At 36.3% G+C, this 22,970-nt stretch carries 17 protein-coding genes and 1 other RNA gene; 2 read left to right on the forward strand and 16 right to left on the reverse strand.

Annotated features, from left to right (window positions below):
* Nucleotides 1–16 precede the first annotated feature (16 nt).
* The 3 genes from ABVM52_RS01915 to rnpB all read right to left on the reverse strand — a co-directional run bounded on the left by ABVM52_RS01915 (nt 17) and on the right by rnpB (nt 7,918).
* Nucleotides 17–3,115: a SusC/RagA family TonB-linked outer membrane protein gene (locus ABVM52_RS01915; protein WP_405383175.1), complete on the reverse strand. Its 3,099-nt coding sequence runs from the start codon at nt 3,113–3,115 to the stop codon at nt 17–19.
* A 195-nt stretch (nt 3,116–3,310) separates the two neighbouring features.
* Complete coding sequence (locus ABVM52_RS01920) at nt 3,311–7,420, reverse strand: two-component regulator propeller domain-containing protein (RefSeq protein WP_405383177.1); 4,110 nt, start codon at nt 7,418–7,420, stop codon at nt 3,311–3,313.
* 177 nt (nt 7,421–7,597) lie between these two features.
* Nucleotides 7,598–7,918, reverse strand: an RNA gene (gene rnpB, locus ABVM52_RS01925) — RNase P RNA component class A.
* A 110-nt stretch (nt 7,919–8,028) separates the two neighbouring features.
* On the opposite strand from rnpB, the gene ABVM52_RS01930 reads away from it, so the two are divergent.
* Complete coding sequence (locus ABVM52_RS01930) at nt 8,029–9,951, forward strand: DNA polymerase III subunit gamma/tau (protein WP_405383179.1); 1,923 nt, start codon at nt 8,029–8,031, stop codon at nt 9,949–9,951.
* On the opposite strand, the gene ABVM52_RS01935 is transcribed toward ABVM52_RS01930, so the two are convergent.
* Genes ABVM52_RS01935 through ABVM52_RS01965 form a run of 7 tightly spaced genes read right to left on the reverse strand, consistent with a single transcriptional unit; the run spans nt 9,946 to nt 16,705 of the window.
* Entirely contained in the window at nt 9,946–10,293 is a 348-nt protein-coding gene (locus ABVM52_RS01935) for a transmembrane 220 family protein (RefSeq protein WP_405383181.1), read from the reverse strand. The two genes, ABVM52_RS01930 and ABVM52_RS01935, sit on opposite strands and share 6 nt — an antisense overlap.
* Nucleotides 10,294–10,299: 6 nt before the next feature.
* Nucleotides 10,300–11,673, reverse strand: a complete 1,374-nt coding sequence (locus ABVM52_RS01940) for an alkaline phosphatase family protein (RefSeq protein WP_405383183.1) — start codon at nt 11,671–11,673, stop codon at nt 10,300–10,302.
* 1 nt (nt 11,674) lies between these two features.
* Entirely contained in the window at nt 11,675–12,868 is a 1,194-nt protein-coding gene (gene eboE, locus ABVM52_RS01945; RefSeq protein WP_405383185.1) for a metabolite traffic protein EboE, read from the reverse strand.
* Between the two features lie 4 nt (nt 12,869–12,872).
* The gene (locus tag ABVM52_RS01950) at nt 12,873–14,033 is read right to left on the reverse strand and encodes a 3-dehydroquinate synthase (RefSeq protein ID WP_405383187.1); all 1,161 of its coding nucleotides are present in this window, start codon (nt 14,031–14,033) and stop codon (nt 12,873–12,875) included.
* A 7-nt stretch (nt 14,034–14,040) separates the two neighbouring features.
* A complete protein-coding gene (eboC, locus tag ABVM52_RS01955; RefSeq protein ID WP_405383189.1) occupies nt 14,041–14,940 on the reverse strand; it encodes a UbiA-like protein EboC in 900 nt (299 codons plus the stop codon).
* Entirely contained in the window at nt 14,940–15,851 is a 912-nt protein-coding gene (locus ABVM52_RS01960) for a TatD family hydrolase (RefSeq protein WP_144801340.1), read from the reverse strand. Before ABVM52_RS01960 ends, eboC begins: the two co-directional genes overlap by 1 nt.
* A 5-nt stretch (nt 15,852–15,856) precedes the next feature.
* Complete coding sequence (locus tag ABVM52_RS01965) at nt 15,857–16,705, reverse strand: EboA domain-containing protein (protein ID WP_405383192.1); 849 nt, start codon at nt 16,703–16,705, stop codon at nt 15,857–15,859.
* 120 nt (nt 16,706–16,825) lie between these two features.
* On the opposite strand from ABVM52_RS01965, the gene ABVM52_RS01970 reads away from it, so the two are divergent.
* Entirely contained in the window at nt 16,826–17,407 is a 582-nt protein-coding gene (locus ABVM52_RS01970; protein ID WP_405383194.1) for a tRNA-(ms[2]io[6]A)-hydroxylase, read from the forward strand.
* 9 nt (nt 17,408–17,416) lie between these two features.
* On the opposite strand, the gene ppk1 is transcribed toward ABVM52_RS01970, so the two are convergent.
* The 6 genes from ppk1 to ABVM52_RS02000 form a co-directional block, all read right to left on the reverse strand.
* A complete protein-coding gene (ppk1, locus tag ABVM52_RS01975) occupies nt 17,417–19,486 on the reverse strand; it encodes a polyphosphate kinase 1 (RefSeq protein WP_405383196.1) in 2,070 nt (689 codons plus the stop codon).
* Nucleotides 19,480–19,971: a SixA phosphatase family protein gene (locus tag ABVM52_RS01980; RefSeq protein WP_405383198.1), complete on the reverse strand. Its 492-nt coding sequence runs from the start codon at nt 19,969–19,971 to the stop codon at nt 19,480–19,482. Before ABVM52_RS01980 ends, ppk1 begins: the two co-directional genes overlap by 7 nt.
* Nucleotides 19,972–19,987: 16 nt before the next feature.
* Nucleotides 19,988–20,635 (reverse strand): pyridoxamine 5'-phosphate oxidase, encoded by a 648-nt coding sequence (pdxH, locus tag ABVM52_RS01985; RefSeq protein WP_405383200.1) that lies wholly within the window; start codon nt 20,633–20,635, stop codon nt 19,988–19,990.
* Between the two features lie 76 nt (nt 20,636–20,711).
* Nucleotides 20,712–21,617, reverse strand: coding sequence for a ribonuclease Z (locus ABVM52_RS01990; protein WP_405383202.1), 906 nt, complete (start codon nt 21,615–21,617; stop codon nt 20,712–20,714).
* Nucleotides 21,618–21,706: 89 nt separating this feature from the next.
* Complete coding sequence (locus ABVM52_RS01995; protein WP_405383204.1) at nt 21,707–22,039, reverse strand: ribonuclease Z; 333 nt, start codon at nt 22,037–22,039, stop codon at nt 21,707–21,709.
* Nucleotide 22,040: 1 nt separating this feature from the next.
* Entirely contained in the window at nt 22,041–22,967 is a 927-nt protein-coding gene (locus ABVM52_RS02000; protein WP_405383206.1) for an aspartate carbamoyltransferase catalytic subunit, read from the reverse strand.
* Nucleotides 22,968–22,970: the final 3 nt, after the last annotated feature.

Raw genomic sequence — 22,970 nt, forward strand, 5'->3', positions numbered from 1 at the left:
TATAGCTATTTTTTTATTAAAAATCGATATCGACTCCAAATGTGAATGTTCTTGGGATAGGGTACCTACCGTTGTCCATACCTGTTAATAATGGGTTTTGATTCAAGGCTCCTACCTCTGGATCATAACCGGAATAATTAGTAAACGTGTACAAGTTCTGTACAGATGTATAAATATTGACTTTACTTAACCCCATCTTTTCAAACACCTTAGCAGGAATTTGATATCCTAACCGTACGTTCTGAATTCTTAAATATGAACCATCTTCTACATATCTATCAGAAATTAAAATATTAGGAGTTGAATTACTTGTGTACCTAGGATGGGTAGCATTTGGGTTTTGAATGTTCCAGTAATCCGTAACCGATTCTAACTGATTACGATACACTAAATTACTTCCTGTAAGCGATCTATTTAAACCATTAAAAATCTCGTTTCCATATGACCCTTGTACAAACACTCCTAAATCAAAGCCCTTATAATTAAAAGTATTTTGCCAACCAAAGGTGAAATCTGGATGTGGACTACCTATTACCGTCCTATCCGAACCATCTACAACCCCATCTCCGTTTACATCCTTAAACTTTACGTCTCCCAGCCATGTTCTTCCTATTACACTGGCATCACCTACAGGCTGCCCAAATTGTATTGGAGCATTATTTAAATCATCTACCGTTCTGAACAATCCATCTGTTTCATAACCATAAAAAACACCTATTGGCTCGCCTACCTTTGTTTCTGTAAGTACTTGGTTAGTGTCATCCAAACTGGCTTGGCCATTGATTGTCAATCCATCTACCAACTGTAGTACCTCATTTCTATAATGCGAAAAAGTCAAGGTAGAGTTCCATGAGAAATTTCCTGTAGACAAGGTGTCAAAATTTAAGGTTACATCTATACCCTTATTTTCCATCTCACCTAAATTAACCCATGGTGGCGCTATAGAGCCTGGCCCTGTTCCACCTAGTACAAAATCAGTTAATCCTAATTGAAACAAGAAATCACTGTTTAATTTTCTATAAACCTCCACAGTTGTATTCAAATGATTATTAAAGAGAGAAAAGTCCAAACCAAGGTTTATTTGTTTAGAAGTTTCCCATTTAACATCTGGATTTGGAATATTTACCACAGAAAAGGCAGAACCTAGATCCGTAGCATTTGTCCTCAACAAGGCCAAGTAAGGATTATTACTTATTTCCTGATTACCCACTTCACCATAACCGCCGTATAACTTTATATTTTGTACAGCATCAAAGTTTTCCATGAAAGATTCATTGGACACCTGCCACGCACCTGAAACTGATGGAAAATAGCCCCACTTATTATCCTCTGTAAATCTAGACGAACCATCTGCACGAATAGACGCCGTTACACTATACCTACTATCAAAAGAGTAAATTAACCTTCCAAAATAAGATTCCAACGCATTACTACCCTTGTATTCATCTATTACATACGTATCTGCATCTGCATTATTTAATGTGGGTTGGTTATTATCCACAAAACCAGATCCCCTGGCCGTAACGCCATTGTAAGATGACTCTTGGGCTTCATGACCTGCCAAAATGGTAACATTATGTTTTCCGGCAAACTGGTTGGAATAGGTTAGTAAGTTTTTAATAATGTAATAATCATTATTCTGATTAACCTTCGTCAACGTAGGGTTATCAAAAGAAATGGCACCATATGCAAATGATTTTTGAAAAATGGTATTCTTGTTATACCCTATATTACCACCAAATTCATTCCTGAACTTAAGGTTATTAAAAAGTTCTATCTCTGCATATAAATTTCCTAAGAGCTGATCCTTTCTTAGATCATTATCATTGTTTTCCAAAACCGCTATGGCATTTGGCACCGCCAAAGCAATTTCGTTTGCCGTAACCGGGCCTGCATAAGAACCATCTGCATTGAAAACCGCTACACCAGGGTTACTCTTTAAAGCCAAGGCAATAACCCCGTTGGTGTTTCCATTATTAATTATGCTTTCATTAGTTCTACTTACCGTAAGATTTAGGCCTACTTTTATTTTATCCGTTATTTGAGAATCCAAATTTAGTCTTAGCGAAGTTCTATCAAAACCAGACCCTTTTACCGTTCCTTCCTGATTTGTATATCCCGTTGACAGGTAGTATTGGGTTTTATCGGTTCCACCACTGAACGAAACCTGATGATTCTGTAAAAAGGCTATATCAAAAATTTCTTTTTGCCAGTTAGTACCTTTTCCTAATAAGTCCGGTCTTAGATATTCTACCTGCTGGGGCAATTGAAATATTTCATTCATTTCATTCTGCAATGCCGCGTATCCTGGCAAATCTAATACCGGTTGAATATTTGTGGGCTGCTGTACAGCCGTATACCCGCTGTAATTGATTTTACCTCCGGATTTCTTCCCTTTCTTGGTAGTAATAATTACCACTCCATTAGACCCTCTAGAACCGTAGATCGCAGTAGCCGAAGCATCTTTTAAAACATCTACCGAAGCAATATCACTAGGGTTAAGACCTGCAAGATTACCTGAACTGTTTGCTGTAGCCCCCCTACTATCTCCAGAAACCGGAACACCATCTATAATATACAGTGGTTCTGATGACGCATTAATTGAACCCACACCACGAATTCTTACCGATACGGCGCCCCCGGGCCTACCACTATTATTTGTAACACTAACACCTGCAGCCCTACCTTGTATTAATTGGTCTACACTTACTTGTGGTACTTTTTCCAGTTGATCCATATTAACGGATGCTACCGATCCAGAAATCTGTTCTTTTAGTTGTGTACCATACCCTATAACAACAACTTCATCTAATTGACTTAAAGATTCCGTAAGCGTTATATCTATAGTAGTTCTACCGTTTACAACTACCTCTTCTGCGGTAAAACCAATATAACTAACAATTAAAGTATCATTACTATCTACATTGGTAATGGTATACTTACCATCAAAATCTGTTACCACACCATTTGTACTGCCCTTTTTAACTACTGTAGCACCAGGCAATGGCTCGCCATTAGTGTCACTTACCACCCCAGATACGGTTTGGGCATAGAGTGATTGTATTCCTAGAAATGCAAGCATAATGCATATTCTATTGAATTGTTTAAAAATCATAGAAGTTTAGTTTAAGTTGAATTATTTGTGTTTGATTTTTAGTTTACACCATTGAGTAAATGGTGTCCGCAAATGCGGTGTATAAAACTATTATAAGCGCTAATTACAAGCACAACACAAATGTTGCAATACTGCAATAAATGTTGCAATGACCCTTAAACCATATGATTTATGGCGTTTTATGAGGAGCTAAGGTTATTTTTTGGGTAAATGGCCAAACTCCTTCTTAAAGCATTTTGTAAAATAGGATGGGGAGGAAAAACCAACTTTTAAGGCAACCTCACTTACATTATAATTTTTATCCGAGTTAAAGATTTTCTTTGCTTCTTCCAACCTTACCTTTCTCAAAAACGAAGTTGCCGTTAATCCTGTTAATGCCTTTATCTTTCTGTAGAGTTGACTTCGACTTAGTAATAATTCTACCGCTAGTTGATCTACACCAAGTTCTGGGTCATCAATATTCTTATGAATATAACGCAACGCTTTATTCAGAAATTGATCATCTAATGTGGTAATATTGTCTTTAGGCCCTACTGTATAACCTTCACTAAATTTATTAAATAGAATTTCCCTACTGGTAAGTAATTGTGAAATGGTTGCCTTTAAAATATCCATATTAAAAGGTTTGTTCAAATAGCCATCTGCACCAGAATCAATTCCTTTTAGCTTATCTTCTATCATAGCCTTGGCGGATAACATTAACAAGGGTATATGACTTGTCTCTAAATTGCCTTTTATTGCCTCACAAAGCTCTAAACCATTCATTTCTGGCATTATAACATCTGTAATGATTAAATGAGGATGATGTTTCATGGCCAACGTTAATCCTTCTTTACCATTAGATGCTACTACAGTATCATATATTTCTGCCAGTTCTGTTTCTAAATACGCTTGCAATTCTACATTGTCCTCTACGATTAAAATTTTTATATCATTTTGGGAATCTTTCTGTTTGGTAGTTTTTAAAGAAGGATTTTCTTTTATATAATTTGTATCTACATCACTATTTACTACTAACGGTTTTTCGAGTAATTCTGTCTTTATCTTATTAGTATCTCCTATAGGTAGTGTTATTATAAATGCCGTACCTTTTTTTAATTCACTATCTATATCAATTTTACCTTTGTGCAGTTTTACGAAACTTTTCACCATTTCTAAACCTACCCCAGAACTACCGTAGTAAACCTTATTCATGCCACTAACTTGATAATATCTTTTAAAAATTCTTTTGTACTCTTTCTGGTCAATTCCCGGGCCGGTATCCCTTACCGTTATCTTAAAGGACTTTTTATGTTCATTGAGCTCTTCTTCATTGCTATTAATAGTAACCGTTATTTTACCTCCTTGGGGTGTAACCTTAAAGGCATTGGATAAAATATTAAACATAATTTTATCAATCATACTAATATCCACACAAGCCATTAATTGGTCAATTTCAGAAATAAATTGAAGGTCTATATTCCTATACACGGCTTCCTCATCAAAATAAGAAGTAACATCTCTAATTTTATCAATAACATTTATATAGGTCTTATTTATGACCAGTTTATTATATTCAAGTTTTCTGAAATCCATCAACTCATTTATCAGTCTTGATAATCTGTCAGAATTCTTTTTAAGCACCCTAAGCTTTCTTTGCTCTTTTGAAGGCAATTTATCCCCATACTGCGCTATTAACTCGTTAATAGGATTTATAATTAAAGTAAGCGGTGTTCTAAATTCATGCGAAATATTGGTAAAGAACTGTAACTTTCTTTCATGTAGCTCTTTCTCCTGCTTTCTTTTATCCTTTTTGAGCAAATCTGCCTGTTTCAGTTTAAATCTCTTTTGATAGAAATAAACTGTAGCACCTACCAAGGAAAATAGCAATAACCAATACACAAAATATGCTTGGTTCGTCTGCCACCATGGTGGTAGCACTTTTATTTGTAAAGTAAGTGGTTCCTTGTTCCAAACACCATCATTATTTGCTGATTTTACTTTAAAAACATATTCACCAGGTTCTAGATTGGTATAGGTAGCCGATCTATTTGTTCCTCCTTCATTCCAATCCTTATCAAAACCCTCTAAAATATAAGCGTACTCATTTTTCTTTGGTCTTGTATGACTTATACCTACATACTCAATGGTAAAAACAGATTGTTCATGTGTAAGCGTTATGGATTTTGTTTGCGAAATCACTTTATCTAAAGGCGAATCTTTATCATCTATTTGAACACTTTTATTAAATAGTTTAAAGTCTGTAAAAGTTAAAACTGGCGGTACGGTATTATTCTTTACATTATCAGAATCAAATATGTTAACGCCAGAATATCCTCCAAAATAGAGTAACCCTTGATCATCCATTTCAACAGCACCTCTTCTAAAATAATTGGATAACAAACCATCTTCTTCCTTGTAAAGGACCGATGTTTTATTAACTAAATCTATCTTGGTAACCCCTGTATTTCCTGTAATCCAAATGGTGTCATCATTTTGTTGAATAATTGCATTTATTGTATTTTCCTCTATACCATATAATTTGTTATAGGTAAGAAAGGCATCTGTATCTTGATCATATTGAAATAAACCTGCGCCATTTGTGCCTATTAAGATTTTACCGTCCGTAGTTTCCAACAATGAAACAATGTTATGGATACTTGGATGATCTTCAAGGTTTTCTATCATTTTAAACCTCATATTGGTCACCTCAAAATCATCTTCTGTATTATAATTTATCTTGAATAACCCACTACTTGTTCCTGCCCAAACATTATTTTTAGAATCTACCATAATGGACAATACATCATAATCATTAAGCCCGTGAATTTTAAAGGCCTCTGAGTCGCATTTTATAAATTTTCCACTAACCGTATTATAATAATGTAAACCATTTAGATAACTGGCAATCCAGATGTTACCTTTGGCATCTTCTGCAAACCCCCTTATTGTATTTGTAGATAAGCCCCCATTAGTGTTATCTTCCGTATAATTAATGAATTTATTTTTTCCTTGGGGCAACATGTAAATACCATTTGCCCAAGTACCTAGCCAAATGTTTTCCTTACTATCCACAAATATGGTTTCTATGTTCAGATTACGCTCTAAACCGGCATATTTGTCAAATTCATCTCCCTTTAAATAACTTATTTCCTTTGTTACCGGATCATATATATCCGCCCCTAGATTATGCCCTATCCATATCTTGCCATCTGTGTTTTTTCTGATGGATTTTATGAATGAAGATTTTAATGTATTGGGTCTTTGCCGTATACTTTTTAAGTGTTGAAATTTACTATAGTTTACATCATATAAATCTACACCTGTATTATAACCCCCAACCCAAATCCTATTTCTAGGATCTTTGTAAAGTGCCCAGATTGAATTAGGACTTAAATTTACCTCCTCATAATTGCTGTACACCAAATGTTTAACAAGTTCTCCTTTGGTATTTACAATGACCAGGCCGTCATTTTCCGTTCCTAATAAAATCTTATCATCTACATTTATTATTGCAAAAATTTTCTTGTTTGTATAATCTAATTGCTCTACCGTATACTTGGTATTTTTCAAGTCCACTTTAAACAGACCGTTGGCTGCTGTTCCAATCCATAGATTACCAGATTTATCTGTCAGTAGCGATTGAATATTTGGTGCACCAACTCGTAAAAATTGATCATTTAATTTCTCTGCCCTATGTAACGTGTTTTTGGCTTTATTCAAGTAAAACAAGCCAATGTTGGTCCCTATAAATATTCTATTATCGGCATCTGTTGTAAATGCATAGGGTAATATACGCTCCTCTTTGTTAGAAGCTCGTTCAATAACCTCTAATTCATAATCTTGTACATTTACTTTTAAAACACCCAATTCATAGGTACCCACATAAATGTCTCCAGATAGGTCCTGTACCATACAGGTGTAGGCAATATTTGGTACTGGTTTTTGTTCTATGGTAAAATCAATACGTTCAAAAATATCTAAGTTTTCATTGTATAGATTGAGCCCAGAATCTGTACCCACCCACAGTCTTTGCTCCCGATCAATAAATACAAAATGAACAATATTACTGTCTAAATTAGAAGGGCCTTCTATATTATGTCTATAGGCTTTATAATTGGTCCCATCAAAACTATAGACCCCAGAACCATAGGTTCCGATCCAAATTAAACCAGATTTAGATTGTGTAATACCCTTAATAGGCAATTTTGTGGTAATACCATCAATGCCAATAAAACTTATATGGTCAAAATCTATCTGTGAAAAACTAAGCTGAGAAAAAAATAGGAGAAATATGACGTAAAAATTGCGGAATATTTTCAGCATTAATTTAAATGTAGTTTAATAAGTTTTAAGTAAATTAAAAAGGAGCTATTAGAAGTTGTTCCTAATTTTAAAATATCACTTTTCTAATATAAACAATTAGACATAGAATTAAATTTTGCGTATCATAAAAATTTAGATTTTTAACATAGCACAAATCTTCTACTTACATAGGAAAATAAAAAAAGCAGGCCATAAGCCGGATTCTGTATTCTAAAACTTTAGAATTCCTTATCATTTATCTAGACCTAAGGTTGCCCCAAGGTTCTAACCGCCTACCCTTCAACTTGGGCGTGCAGCCCTTAAACATTGATTTACATGACGTTTCACCGTATAGAGTTTACCTGGTTTCACTACAGCCTAACTGTACTTGCTTTCTGTTGCACTTGTCCTCACTTTTCAGTGGACGGGCGTTACCCGCTATACTGCACTATGGTGTCCGGACTTTCCTCGTTCTATCCTAAATTAATAGCGATAAACCGCGATAAGGTGGCCTGCGTTGCGCAAATGTACTGCAATTGTTGATAACTAAAGATGATCTCCTATCTTAATTCACAATAGAATTACCCACTATAAATTATATTTGTAACAGCTTAAATCATCGTATACCTTTGGAACCATTTATTGTATCTGCACGTAAATACAGACCACAAACCTTTAAGGATGTTGTAGGGCAACAAGCTATTACCAATACATTACAAAATGCCATAGACCAGAACCATTTAGCACAAGCTTTACTATTCTGCGGCCCAAGGGGTGTTGGTAAAACCACATGTGCCCGTATTTTGGCAAAGCAAATAAATTCTGATGGTACAGAAAGAGAAGATGAAGATTTTGCCTTTAATATATTTGAGTTGGATGCGGCTTCCAATAACTCTGTAGACGATATAAGAAATCTTATAGACCAAGTACGCATACCTCCGCAAATTGGAAAGTACAAGGTGTATATCATAGATGAGGTACATATGTTATCTCAATCTGCGTTCAATGCATTTTTAAAAACTTTGGAAGAACCGCCAAAGCATGCTATTTTCATTTTAGCTACGACAGAGAAACACAAGATCATACCCACCATACTTTCAAGATGTCAGATATTTGACTTTAAAAGAATTACGGTTAAAGACGCCGCTGAATACCTAAAGTACATTGCTGAAAGCCAAGGTGTAAATGCAGAAGAAGATGCTTTGCATATCATTGCCCAAAAAGCAGATGGAGCTATGCGCGATGCTCTTTCAATTTTTGACAGGGTCGTTAGTTTTTCAGGTAGTCAACTTACACGAAAATCAGTAACGGAAAACCTAAACGTATTAGATTACGATACTTATTTTGAAGCTACCGATTTAATTTTGGAACACGACATACCCAACCTTCTGTTGCTGTTCAACAGAACATTGGCGTTGGGCTTTGACGGGCATCATTTCATAACCGGTTTAGCATCACACTTTAGAGATTTAATGGTATGCCAGCACCCTGATACCATTACCCTTTTAGAGGTTGGGGAAGCTGCACAACAGTTATATAGGGAACAGAGCAAAAAGACCGCCCCTGCGTTTTTATTACAGGCCTTGACCATTGCAAACGACTGCGATTTAAAATATAAGACCAGTAAAAACCAGCGCCTTTTAGTGGAACTTACCCTAATGAAACTTGCCTCTATCAATTTTGATGGAGAAAAAAAAAATCCTGAATCCGTAGCACTTCATAATACTACTATAGATTTTATTGCACCATCTACATTTTACCAACAAACCTTTAAACCAAAAAAGGATATTGGTACGGATAGTTATACCCAAAAGCCCACAGGAACCTCTAAAAATAAGGTTTCCCAATCTTTACCCCCTAACACAGAATCAACACAAGAGATACATACAACCCAAAAAACTATTGATGAGCCTACATCGCCCAAAGCGCAGTATGTAAAAGAAAAACCTGTAGAGCGTCCGGTAGAAAATGTAAAAGAACCTATACCATCTACCAGTACGGAAAGTGCTACAGCAAAAAATCCTATTTCACAAAACACCGCTGACCCTATAGATAGTACTCCTAAGAAAATTAATATCAATGTTCCTAAAAAGCGGGTTTCCGGTTTATCTATTTCTAGCTTAAACGCAAAGAAAATTCATGAGCAGAACAAGGTTGAAGTAGTTATAGATGAAAATAATCTTCCCAAAAATATCTTTACTGAAGAAGAATTACGCCAACATTGGGCAGACTTTATAGAAATCATTGATCGTAAGGGACAGAAAATACTGGCGTCTAACCTTCATACGGATGTTCCTAAGCTTAAGGAAAACTTTGTTATTTATATTGAGCTTCCCAACGGAACTATGAAAAAGGAAATTGAACGTGAACAGTTTGAGCTCATGGAATATTTACGCGCTAAACTGAACAATCACTTTATTACATTAGACATTGGAGTAAACGAGGCATCCGCTAAAAAATTTGCCTTTACACCCGAAGAAAAATATCAAAAACTACGCGAGAAAAATCCGGTAATAGACCTTTTAAGACAAGAGTTTGATCTTGATTTATAATTTACTTTTGGTCCTAAATCCAAAAATTAAAAAAACTACACCAATTATTAATAACCCAAAAGCCTCCCTCCCCAATTCAACGGTTTTTATATCCCCATCATTTAAATCAAATCCTTGAAAATCTGTGGGATACAGGTACAAAAATCCTACAAGACAAATAAATCCCAATCCCAAAAGTACTTTATACCCCATTCTACGCATGGTGAATAATAAAGAAACCACAGCCGCTATCAAGTAAATAATTACCCACAATATTGCATCTGGATCATTATATTGTAATACGGCACCAACAGTGAACAGTACAGCAAATAGATACCCTAAAATCTTAAATAATATATTCATTTTATCTTAGCTTAAAAGGTGATCTTCAATAAGATCACGCACTTCAATTGCAGTAATACTTTCTTTCTTAATTGCTGTTTTTTGATTACTGATAAATATGGGAAAGTCTTCTTGATCCTCTGTCTGTCTACCATGAGAACCTTTTATCAGGGTTGCGTCTATAGGTATGATATCCATTACCGTTCTAAAGCCCAATTTCTTCTTAATTAGTTTACCAATGACTTTGGCCATCACCAATTTATCCTTGGGGTCCGTCATCATTTCAACAGGATCGTAACCAGGTTTTTTATGAATATCTACCATTCTGGCATAGTCTGGCGCTTTGGCATCATCCTCCCAGAAATAGTACGTAAACCATGAGTCCCTATCTGCGACTACCACAATATCACCACATCTCTCATGGGCAATATTAGCATCTTTTAGCGTTTCTCCAAAAAGTACTTTTTCAACTCCGGCAAGAGGAGTAACTAATTCTATTATTCTTTGAACAGTATCTGGATGCTTACAATAGATATGGGCTATTTGATGATCGGCGACTGCAAAAGCTTCACTTGCACCTGCATCTAAAAGCTCCAGACCTCGCTCTTCCCTTATAGCTATATACCCTTCCTTTCTTAAGACCCTATTCAAATGAATAGGTCTGTTTACATTTGTAATTCCGTATTCCGAGAGTAGTATCACCCTGGTTTCTAAGGATTCGTAGTAGTTCACCAACTTTTTTACTACACCATCTATTTCATTCAAATCTTTTGAAATCACCTTAAAATCTAGCCCATACCTTTGAAGGTTATAATCTAAATGGGGTAAATAAATTAAGGTCAGATCCGGGTGATGTTTTTTATCCGTTAACATTGCGGCATCGGCTATCCACTTAGATGAATTAATGGTGGTTTTAGGTCCCCAAAATTCAAACAAAGGAAATGTTCCCAAAGTACCTTGCATCTCATCACGCAACTGAGCCGGGTGCGAATACACGTCCGGAATTTTTCTGCCGTCCGCTAAATAATTTGGTCTTGGAGTAAGGCTATAATCAACATTACTGTACATATTATACCACCAAAAATGGTTTGCACAGGTAAAATTGGGATATTTTTTCTTTAGATCGTCCCATAATTTTGGTTGCTGTACAAGTTTATTGGACTGTCTCCAAAACTTGACTTCACACTCATCCTTAAAATACCAGCCATTACCCACTATACCATGTTCAGAAGGCCACTTACCGGTGACATAGGTAGATTGCACGGAGCATGTAACTGCCGGCAATAATGGTTTTATATAGGATGCCTTTCCCCTATCAAGAAATGATTTAATGAATGGGGTATGCTCCCCGATCAATCTTTTTGTTAACCCAACTACATTTATAACTACTGTTTTTTTCATGTTATAAGCGTGATATTAACCATTCTATTTCCCTAATGATAGATACCGAGAGATCTTGTTTTAAATCTAACGGAAGTACATCCCAGGTATACGTTTCTATTTCTAAATGTTCAGTAACAGGAGTATCTTTTATATAGTTTAAAGCCTTAATTATATGATCTTGTGTGGAGTGTAATGAACCATATTTTTCCAAAAATAACGGCACATGGTAATGGGCGCGCAATTCTGTATGCTTGGCTCTCTTTTCCAATACTTCAGGAAGGTCACTATATGTGTGCACGGCATCCCCAATCTTTTCCGTTACCTGATGTAGATATGTGGGTTCATTGAACTTAGAAAGCTCGTTCCAGATAGATTCATCGTTTTCACCATCAAACAATATCTTTAAGGCAGCACTTACTTGTATCTTACCAATTCTAATCTGCTGATCCTTGAATTTGGCAAAAGTATCTTTTGGTTCTTCAAAAGCCAGTGAAAAGTGGCAAATATCATAACATACGGTTATGTACCTTTTAATGAGTAGCTCAGCCTCAGTTTCGCTTAAACCCAGTTTATTCTTAAAAAACGGAATTCCTACAGGGAGCAAATAGGTAGAAAAGAAATGCAATACTTCATCGCTGTTCTCCAAAAGTCCGTCCGGCTCTGGTTCAATATCCAAATGCATATATTTACCTGTAGTTTTTTCAAGTTCCAGTAAATAATCAGCTATCTGAATCATGTGCTTTGCACCCGTCTCAAAAGCTTTAACGGTATCCTCATCCGTCTTATGCCAGTATTTATAGGTAATAGGAGAAGTAGATATTCCTCCATTTAAACCATTGGGCAATAAAACCGATAATTGTTTGAACATCCGTTTGGTATAAATTACCCGTTCATTGGTGGTCCAATCCGGAGCATGCACCAAATCCTTAACGCGTTCATCATGAAAATTACCATAAGGAAACCCGTTCATGGTAAAGACATACACCTCATTCTTATACAACCATTCTTGAAATAAGGCCATATTATTACCATTTTCAAGCTCTTCACTTGCTTTATTCGATAACCTGAGCCCAAGACCAAAAGGTTTTGTTGCCGAAACTTTGTTCTTAATTACAGGCACATGTACTTGAATACTGTTGAAAGTACTTTCCCAATCTTGGCCTGGATGAATATTGGTACAATATGTTAAGTGAAGGTCATTTTTTACCAGCATGCTTCTAATTTAATGCAAATTGATGATTTAACTTTTCAATAGCCTGTTTCATTAGCGCTACATCTATGGTGTGTACGTCATGCTTAATTCCTAACCCCGCGATAAGGGTAATAGTAAGCTCCCCTCCCAAATGCTCTCTAAACTCTTCTATACCACGAAGTAATGACTCTATTTCATTGGATGATTTAACGGGAAGCGATAGATCAAAACCTATAGCGATCATGACATCTAAGATGTGCTGTAAATCTTCTTCCGAAATTAGGCCGGTTAGTCTGGTATAGGTAACGTCTAATGCGATACCTTTTGCTACAGCCTCACCGTGCCTTAATTCATAATTGGTCATAAACTCCATCTTATGGGCGGCCCAATGCCCAAAATCTAACGGTCTAGAAGAGCCGGACTCAAAAGGGTCACCACCTTGTGCAATGTGCTCCATATGCATTTCGGCACATTTGTAGATTACATATTGCATGGACTCCATGTCCCTATTCTTTAAAGCAACTGCGTGCTCTGCAATGTATTTAAAAAAAGATTTGTCCTTTATCAATGCCACTTTAATGGCTTCTGAAATACCGGATATCCAATCTCTTTGTTCTAAAGTTTTAAGAAAACTACTATCATTGATTATAGCGAACGGCGGAGCAAATGTTCCCAAGAAATTTTTTTTCTTAAATGCGTTTACACTGTTCTTTACCCCAACGGCAGAATCGTTCTGGGAAAGCACAGTAGTAGGTATGCGTATTAACTTTACTCCCCTATGTGCAATTGCCGCTGCATACCCTACCATGTCAATTACGGCACCGCCCCCAATGGCTATTACAAAAGAATGACGACAAATCTTGTTTGTATTTATGCCATGTAAAACAGCATCTATAGATTCATTTCCGTTCTTGACCTGCTCTCCGCCTGGTACCACAATGCTATTTGTAAACTTCATTACATTGGCATTTGCTTTACAGTATGCCTCTATTTGGGCAACTAAACCTGGATGATGGTTTTCAACACCGTTATCGATGACGAAAAATAATTTAACCGGTTCAAAGGTTTTATAATCTGAAATGAGCTTTGTGAACAAGGTATTTTCCCTATTAAAAAGCCCTGTAGTGAAGTAGAGTTGATATTCATACGCTACTTTAAAAGATTGTTTTATAGATGGTAACTGCATAGAAAATTTAGGTTACTGCAAATAATTTTGATAATAACATTGATAAAGGCAAAAGCAACAAAACGGCCAACGCCAGCTGCCAATTGGCAAAACCGGCAACCCAACAAGCATTCATTATAATTAGCGATAATACCCCTGTTATTACCGCTTTTTTGATGTTTTTTGGCGAATTGTCCTTGTAAGCTTTAATAAGTGGTTTAATGGTAAAAAATGCAAACGCCAATAAAAAGGGTGCCAACACCAACATATTATCCGTTTTTACTACTGTAATTAACGCTATGAATAGGATGACTATTGTATACAAAATACCTGCCCAAACAATATGCTTTTTATTATCCCCATGAACCTCACCTCTACTGATTAAGGTAATGGCAAAAATATATACGACCGGGACCAAGGAAATGTACCAATGCGTAAGGCTTCCTAAAATAGACATGCCCATTAAAAGGTTTAAACCGCGGCAAATACCCATATTTAAAGGACCAGCAAAACCAAACTGCTTAAAATAACCGTCATACGTTAAAATAGCCGTCGTTAAAACCACAGATATTATTCCTGATAATACAGTACAATTAAATGCCAAGGCAATACCTGTCAACATTAAAGCGGTTCCAAAATAAATGGCGTTTCGTTTAGGTACGCGTCCGCTTGGTATGGCTCTTTCAGGTCTTTCCAGAGCATCTAATTCAGCATCAAAAACATCGTTAAATACTACACCCCCCGCATACAAAGCAACTGATGAAAATACCAATAAAAGTATATCACTGCCGTTCTGGCTAAAAAATGAAAGAACTTCAATATTCCGTAGGTATAAAATAATAGCAATACCCGCAAATATATCAGCTGCCGCCGTTGGTAGGTTTGCAGGCCGCATTAGCTCTAAATAGCCCTTTAAAACACTACTCATTAGTGAATTTTATCAGTTTTTTCAATTTTAGGATCTTGCCCCCTTAAAACACTATTATTGTTATATAATTCAGTTTGATCAATCCCCTTGGCATTCATCCAATCAGATTCCTTCATTTTTCCATTTTTACCAAAAGCGTCTAAAGCATTTTGATAACAGGTTTTTTTAACATGTTCCTCTGAAATACCGTTTTTTAGCATTAAGGATGCGGTTTTTGGTACTGCAAGCGGATCACTTACGCCCCAATCCGCAGAACTATCAACTATAATATCTGTACTACCATATTTCTTTACCACTTCAACCATTCTCTCATTTCCCATTTTGGTATTTGGATAAATGGTGAACGCAGCAATAAATCCTCTGTTCAATACTTCTTCTACCGTTTCTTCATTATTATGGTCTATTATAACCCTTTTAGGGTCTAAACCATGCTCTAAACACACTTCCATACTTCTGATCGTACCCGCTTTTTTATCCCTATGCGGAGTATGTACTTGCACCACCATATCCAACTCCTTCGCCAATTCTAATTGTATTCTAAAATATTTGTCCTCAGCGGCAGTTTGGTCGTCATATCCAATTTCCCCTATAGCAACAACATTTTCCTTATGTACATATAGTGGCAATAGTTCAATTACCTGTTCCGCTAACGCCTCATTATTAGCTTCCTTAGAATTCAATCCTATTGTACAATAATGCTGTATTCCAAATTGGCTTGCCCTAAATGGCTCCCACCCCACTAAACTACTGTAGTAATCTTGAAAAGACCCTACTTTAGTCCGTGGTTGACCTAACCAAAACGAAGGTTCAATAAGCGCTACAATACCTGCTTTGGCCATTGCCTCATAATCATCTGTAGTTCTTGACGTCATGTGAACATGAGGGTCAATAAACATCATTTTATCTTTCATTCTATCTATTGTTTAAGCGTATTCCAACTAATATTATTTGTATCCACTTCTTCTTTGGCCTCTGGATATTTATTCAATAGTTCCAAAGCCTTATCATTCCCAGAATTTGTACAACATAAAACCGCCGCCCTATTTTCCCAAACATCATCACTTTCAAATAGGCGTTGCATATCTTGTAGTAAAGTTTCATTTAAAAATGTAGTAACCGGTCTCCAAAATAAGGGGTCAACTTTTCGTTTAGCTGCCCAGCGTTCATGGGCATAATCCGATATAATTCTTGCCAAATCCTCATTTGCGCGTTGATCGATAGATTCTATTTTTCCAAGGTCACGCTCCATGAAGGCAGCCTTCAAATACATTTGATTCCACTGTTGCTCATTAAAATAGGTCGCAGGATATGGATTATTTAAGGCTATGGCATCAAAAATTGTCGCAATATTAGTACGTAAAGCCTCTACCGCAGTATTTTTATAAGCCTCTGGATTAGGCAATAACACCAAGTATTTTAAAAAAGTCTCCAATTCACCAGTATCTGCCACTTCTATAATAGTGGCCACCTTAGGGGTATAAAAGTCCAGGTCTTGCCCTAGGACCGTAGAAAGCAAATAAATACGGGCAATCTGTAATAAACTTGCATTATGTGTGCTAAGGTAATTGACAGTATCATTCTTTTCCCCTTCAAAATTTACAGGTTCAGACCCATTAAATTTTACGTTTGAAATGCTGTAAGCCATAAACAAATCTTTAGAAGATTTGTCAGCTGATATCTTTTCGATTTTATCGTTTAGCCACGTAATACTTTCCGGCTCCCCATATTTAAGCAAAATTTCCTGAATCTCTTTTTGGTCGTACATGTTCTAACGGAATTCTCTTTGCCTCAAAAATAATTATTATTAACTAGTAAGTTGTTAAAGCTATTTGAATATAATTGGTGAAGTCGGTAAAATCTTTCTAATTTTGAATAAAATGACAGTATGTTAGGCTTAAAATTACCCACGGACCCAAGATGGGTTAATATTGTAGAGAAAAATATTGATGAAATCCTTACTGATCACGCCTATTGTGAACAAAAAGCTGCTAGTACTGCCATTTCATTAATTGTTAGTTTTCCCGAGTATACAGAACTTGTTGAGGAAATGGTTGCGCTTTCCAGGGAAGAAATGGGTCATTTTAAAATGGTCCACGACCTTATTTTACAACGAGGCAAAACCTTAGGTAGAGACCGTAAAGATGAATATGTAATAGAATTGCTAAAGTTCTTCCCCAAAGGCGGTAGCAGAACAACCCAATTGGTTCATAGGCTTTTATATGCCGCACTTATAGAAGCCCGTAGTTGTGAACGCTTTAGATTACTATCTGAAGAGCTGGAGGATAAAAAATTGGCCGACTTTTACCATAAATTAATGGTAAGCGAAGCAGGCCATTATACCATGTTCCTAAAATTTGCCCGTAAATATGGAGAATTGGAAGAGGTCAATAAGAAATGGAACGAACTCTTGGAATATGAAGCCCAAATCATGAAAGATCTAGGTACCAAAGAATCTATCCATGGTTAACCCAGACCTTTATCCTTTATTCAAATTTTTGGCATAGTAATCATAGGTCGCAAACTGGGACCTAACTTTTGGGTTTTTGGTCTTCCGATATGCATTATCTTGTTTTTCGGTAAAAATACGGGCCTTCATATTGTCTTTCCAACAAATTTCAAAGGTATCCATCAACTCCTTTTTAATATCCTCATCATAAATAGGGCAACCAACCTCAACCCTATAATCTAGATTTCTGGTCATCCAATCTGCAGAGGAAATATACACTTTAGGATTACCACCATTGGCAAATGCAAATAACCTGGTATGTTCCAAAAATTTATCTACCACACTTATGGCCTCAATGTTTTCACTCATACCCTTAATACCTGGTACTAAGCAACATATACCCCTTATGATCAACTGGATCTTTACCCCTGCCCTACTTGCCTCATACAGTTTATCTACCATTTTGTACGAGGTAAAACTGTTCATTTTAATTTTAATATAGGCTTCTTTTCCTAATATGGCATTAGCAATTTCCGCATCTATAAGTTTCATAAATGCGTTTTTTGTGTAATGGGGAGAAACTATTAAATGCTTGTATTTGTTGATTTTATAGGTAGTTTCAAAAAAATCGAACACTTTGTTCAGTTCCTTTAATATTGGATCATGTGCAGTGAACAAGGTGTAATCCGTATAAATTCTAGCAGTAGATTCATTAAAATTACCTGTACTTATAAAACCGTACCTTTTGATCATATCACCTTCTTCACGCTCAATAAGGCATATTTTACTATGTACCTTTAAACCTGGAACACCAAAAATAAGCTTAACACCTTCTGCCTGAAGCTGTTCTGCATATTCTATATTTGCCTGTTCGTCAAATCTGGCCTGTAGCTCTATTTGAACGGTTACCTGCTTGCCATTTTTTACGGCATTGATCAATGATGCCGCAACCTGCGAATTACTAGCCAACCTATATACCGTAATTTTTATTGATCTGACTTTTGGGTCTAAGGCAGCCTCACGCAAAAATTTTAAAATATAAGTGAACGTATGGTACGGGGTATATTGTAGGTAGTCTTTCTTGGCAATACTTTCCAATATACTGCCTTCCACACTTAAACCTTTTACAGGCAGCGGGGTAATTTTATCATACAATAAATCTTTTCTACCCAAGCTTGGAAAGCCCATATAATCCCGTCGGTTATGATATCTACCTCCAGGTATTACGCTATCCGTATCCTCAATGTTCATTTTCTCTTTTAAGAATAATAACGTATCCTTTTCTATACTTTTATCATACACAAAACGGACAGGGTCACCAATTTTTCTATGCTCTACACTTGAGGATATTTTCTCAATAAAACTTTTACTAAGGTCATTGTCCATATCCAATTCTGCATCCCTAGTAATTTTGATCATATGTGCCGTTATGGAATCATACTCGAACATGGTAAAAATGTTATCCAAACAGTACCGTATCAAATCATCTAGTATAATGATATAGCTTTTGCCATTTTCTTCCGGTAAGGCAACAAAACGATCTATTCCCTTAGGTATTTCTATTAAGGCATAGCGCTTTTCCTTTTTTCGCCTATCACTTTTAATGACCATTTTCACGGCCAAATACGCCGCAGTATCCTTTAACGTAGGAAACTGTGTTAAATCATTTAAAATAATGGTCATAAGTTGGGGGCTTACCTCCTTTAAAAAATAAGCCTTTACAAATTCCTTTTGGGATTCGTTCAACTCGGTCTCTTTTAGAATAAAGATATTCTTTGCCTCCAGCTCATGTTCAATCTGCTTAAGGATTTCCAAACTTTTGGTCTGTTGCTCAATTACTATTTTCGTAATCTCTTCCAGAAGATCCTTAGCTTTCTCTCCTCCTAAAACACTCTTACCGTTTCTGCCCGCTTCCACAATGCGTTTAACGGTAGCATACCTTACCTTAAAAAATTCGTCTAAATTATTGGAAAAGATTCCTAGAAACCTGAGTCTTTCAATGAGCGGTACATTTTTATCGGCACTTTCTTGCAATACCCTTTCGTTGAACCATAGCCAACTAATCTCCCTGTTTACATATTGGTTATTGTTTCTTACCATGCCTTTAACTGCTTTGGAAAAATGGTTTGTATTGTTGAGCCTTGGGTAATTTCTGCCCAAGAACTTTCTTTAAATTGAATATGAACAAATCCGCTTGTAGGAACATTTTCAAGATGTTTGTCCCCAAATAAGTTTGCTATATAGGTAAATGCGTGATTGTGTCCAAAAATCATTACCGTATTCAGGTTATTGTCCAAATGCCTAATGACATTGATTACCTTTTCACCTGAAAAATCATATAAATTACTTTCTATACTACAGTCTTGAAGGGGATAACCTAATTCACCCAGACTGATCATACACGTGTGAAGGGCTCTATTTGCCGGACTGGAATACACATGATCAATTTGTAGGTTCTGTTTAGCCAATTCTTTCCCTACCAAATGGGCATCTGTTATTCCCCTTTGACCAAGTGGTCTGTCCTGATCGCCAACATTCAGCTCCCATGATGATTTCCCATGCCGCATTAATAATAAATTTTTCATGATAACTACTTCCGTTTTATGGTGCCAACCTTTCCATTTTCCAATCTACACCATTGGTTAGCGAATACCTAATACGGTCGTGCAATCTATTGGGCCTACCCTGCCAAAATTCCATAGAAGCAGGTTTCACCAAATAACCGCCCCAATGTTCTGGCCTAGAAATTTCCTTATCGGCATATTCTTTTTCCAATTCCCGTAATTTACGTTCCAATACTTCTCTAGAAGCTATTACTTTACTTTGATCCGAAACCAAGGCGCCTAGCTTGCTGCCATCTGGTCTGGATTCAAAATATCCGTCAGACAAGTTTTTGGCCAGTTTCCCCGCGTTGCCCTTTATAATGACTTGACGTTCTAAATTTGGCCAAAAAAAGGAAATACATACTTTAGGGTTCTCCTCAATAGCCTTGCCCTTTTCGCTATTATAATTCGTGTAAAAAATAAATCCTTCGTGGGTATATTTTTTAAGTAGGACAACCCTACTTTTTGGAAAACCGTCCAGACCAATAGTAGATACGGTCATGGCATTTGGTTCATCTATTCCGTTTGATTCTTCAACCTCATAAAACCACGTCTGAAATAACTGCATTGGATTGTTGGAAATACGGTCTTCCAACAAGGCACTTTTTTCATATGATTTTCTATAACCGCTTAAGTCTTTCTGCATTATTTTCTTCTTAAAAACAAGATAAACAAAGTTCTAAAAAGAAAGGAATAATAACACTATAAAATTCACATAAAACTTAAAAATCAAAAACACGGCCATCATCTGCCAAATGCACATTTGCAAATATACCCCTAGCTTCTTGCTGGAATAATTCTATGGACTTATAACGGGTGGAATAATGCCCCAATATCAAATCGTTAACATTGGCCTGTGTTGCTATTTGTGCCGCTTGTTTGGCTGTAGAATGCTTTGTTTTTGTGGCTAGCTGGCTCTCTGTCTCCAAAAACGTAGATTCATGATATAAGACATCTACATTTTTTATTTGAGCGGCTATTTCTGCATTATACACAGTATCACTACAGAAGGCATATGATTTGGTCTTTGGAGGGTCAAATGTCAATTCTTTATTCGCAATGGTATTTCCATTATCCAAAACGATATCTTTTCCGTTTTTAATGTTTTGAAAATATGCCCTGTCTATTGCAAAACGTTCTACTGCCTTTACATTTAATTTACGCTTACCAACTTTTTCCCTTATTAAAAATCCGTTAGTGTATATTCTATGATACAAGGGAATAGTGGTTACAGAAATCTTTTCATCATTAAATATTAGCTCTGGCTCCTTACTGGTAAGTTCATGAAAAATTAACGGATAATTGGTCCAAGAGTCCCCTAATTTCATCAATAACGTAATGGCTTCCTTAATACCTTTTGGACCATAAATATGTAGTTCCTTTTCCCTGCCCAGCAATCTCATGGTGGAAACAAAACCTGGAAGACCAAAAAAATGATCCCCATGCAGGTGAGAAATAAAAATATGGTTTATCCTTGAAAATTTAATCTTATGCTTGCGCAACTGTACTTGAGTACCTTCTCCACAATCTAACAATAAAATATGTCCGTTAATTTCCAAAACCTGCGCTGTAGGATTTGTCATAGTGCGGGGAGTTGCAGCATAGCACCCCAAAATAGTTAAACGCATAAACAATACATATTTGCACTACCTACAAAAGTGTTGCAGCAGCTTCATTAAAGGTTTTAAAAATATACTTAAGGTAAGTAAAGGTAGAGTTAAATACCTAAATCTCGCTCTATCTCCTCCATTTCCACCACATCACGTGCTTCTTGCAGGGTAGGGACCAAATTAATTTCCTCGGGCACATCATCATACGAGACTTTTGCAGACACCAGCACAAATGACTTGCCATTTTTCTTATGTCTGTTGGATATTTCCAAAAAAGACAATACGTTATAAGGTGTTAGTCTTGTAAACCCCAATAGGTCCACTACCAAGTTATCGTTTTTCAATTTTGGGTATTCCTTCTCTAAATTTTGCAAAAAGATATCTATGGAAATGTTTTCTTGAGATATTATAATCTGTGATTCCTCATTATTAAAAACCATATTACTTTATTTTAGATGCCAACAAATAAATTACCGCCATACGAATGGCCACACCATTTTCCACCTGATTTAAGATGATAGATTGCTTGGAATCTGCAACATCACTTGTAATTTCAACACCCCTATTTATTGGGCCAGGGTGCATGATCACTATTTCTTTATCCAAACTATCCAACAATTTCTTGTTTACCCCAAATTGTTGGGTATACTCCCTTGTTGTAGGAAAGTAACTAATATCTAACCGTTCATTCTGTATACGTAGCATATTGGCCACATCGCACCATTCCAAGGCCTTTCTTAAATTAGTTTCCACACCAACACCCAAAGAGTCTATATATTTTGGCAACAAGGTTTTTGGCCCACAAACCTTTACGTTGGCCCCTTGTAGTTTTAATGCAAATATATTGGACAACGCAACCCTAGAGTGAAGAATATCACCCACAATTACCACATTCTTACCTGCTACATCGCCTAGCTTTTCCCGGATGGAATATGAATCTAACAGTGCCTGCGTAGGATGCTCATGCGCACCATCACCGGCATTGACTATAGATGCTTTTACATGTTTGGATAGGAATATGCCCGCCCCGGGATTAGGATGCCGCATTACTACCATATCCACTTTCATGGACAAGATATTGTTTACGGTATCTATTAAGGTTTCCCCTTTCTTTACGGAAGATTGGCTGGCTGAAAAATTCAATACATCTGCGGACAAACGTTTTTCGGCCAATTCAAAGGAAAGTTTTGTACGGGTACTATTTTCAAAAAAAATGTTTGCAATGGTAATATCTCTTAGTGAAGGAACTTTTTTAATGGACCTATTAATGACCTCCTTAAAGTGATCGGCAGTTTCAAAAATAAGCTGAATATCAGATTCATTAAGATATTTGATTCCCAGTAAGTGTTTTACACTCAATTCGCCCATTGC

Source organism: Maribacter sp. LLG6340-A2 (genome assembly GCF_045057105.1).
Lineage (GTDB): Bacteria > Bacteroidota > Bacteroidia > Flavobacteriales > Flavobacteriaceae > Maribacter.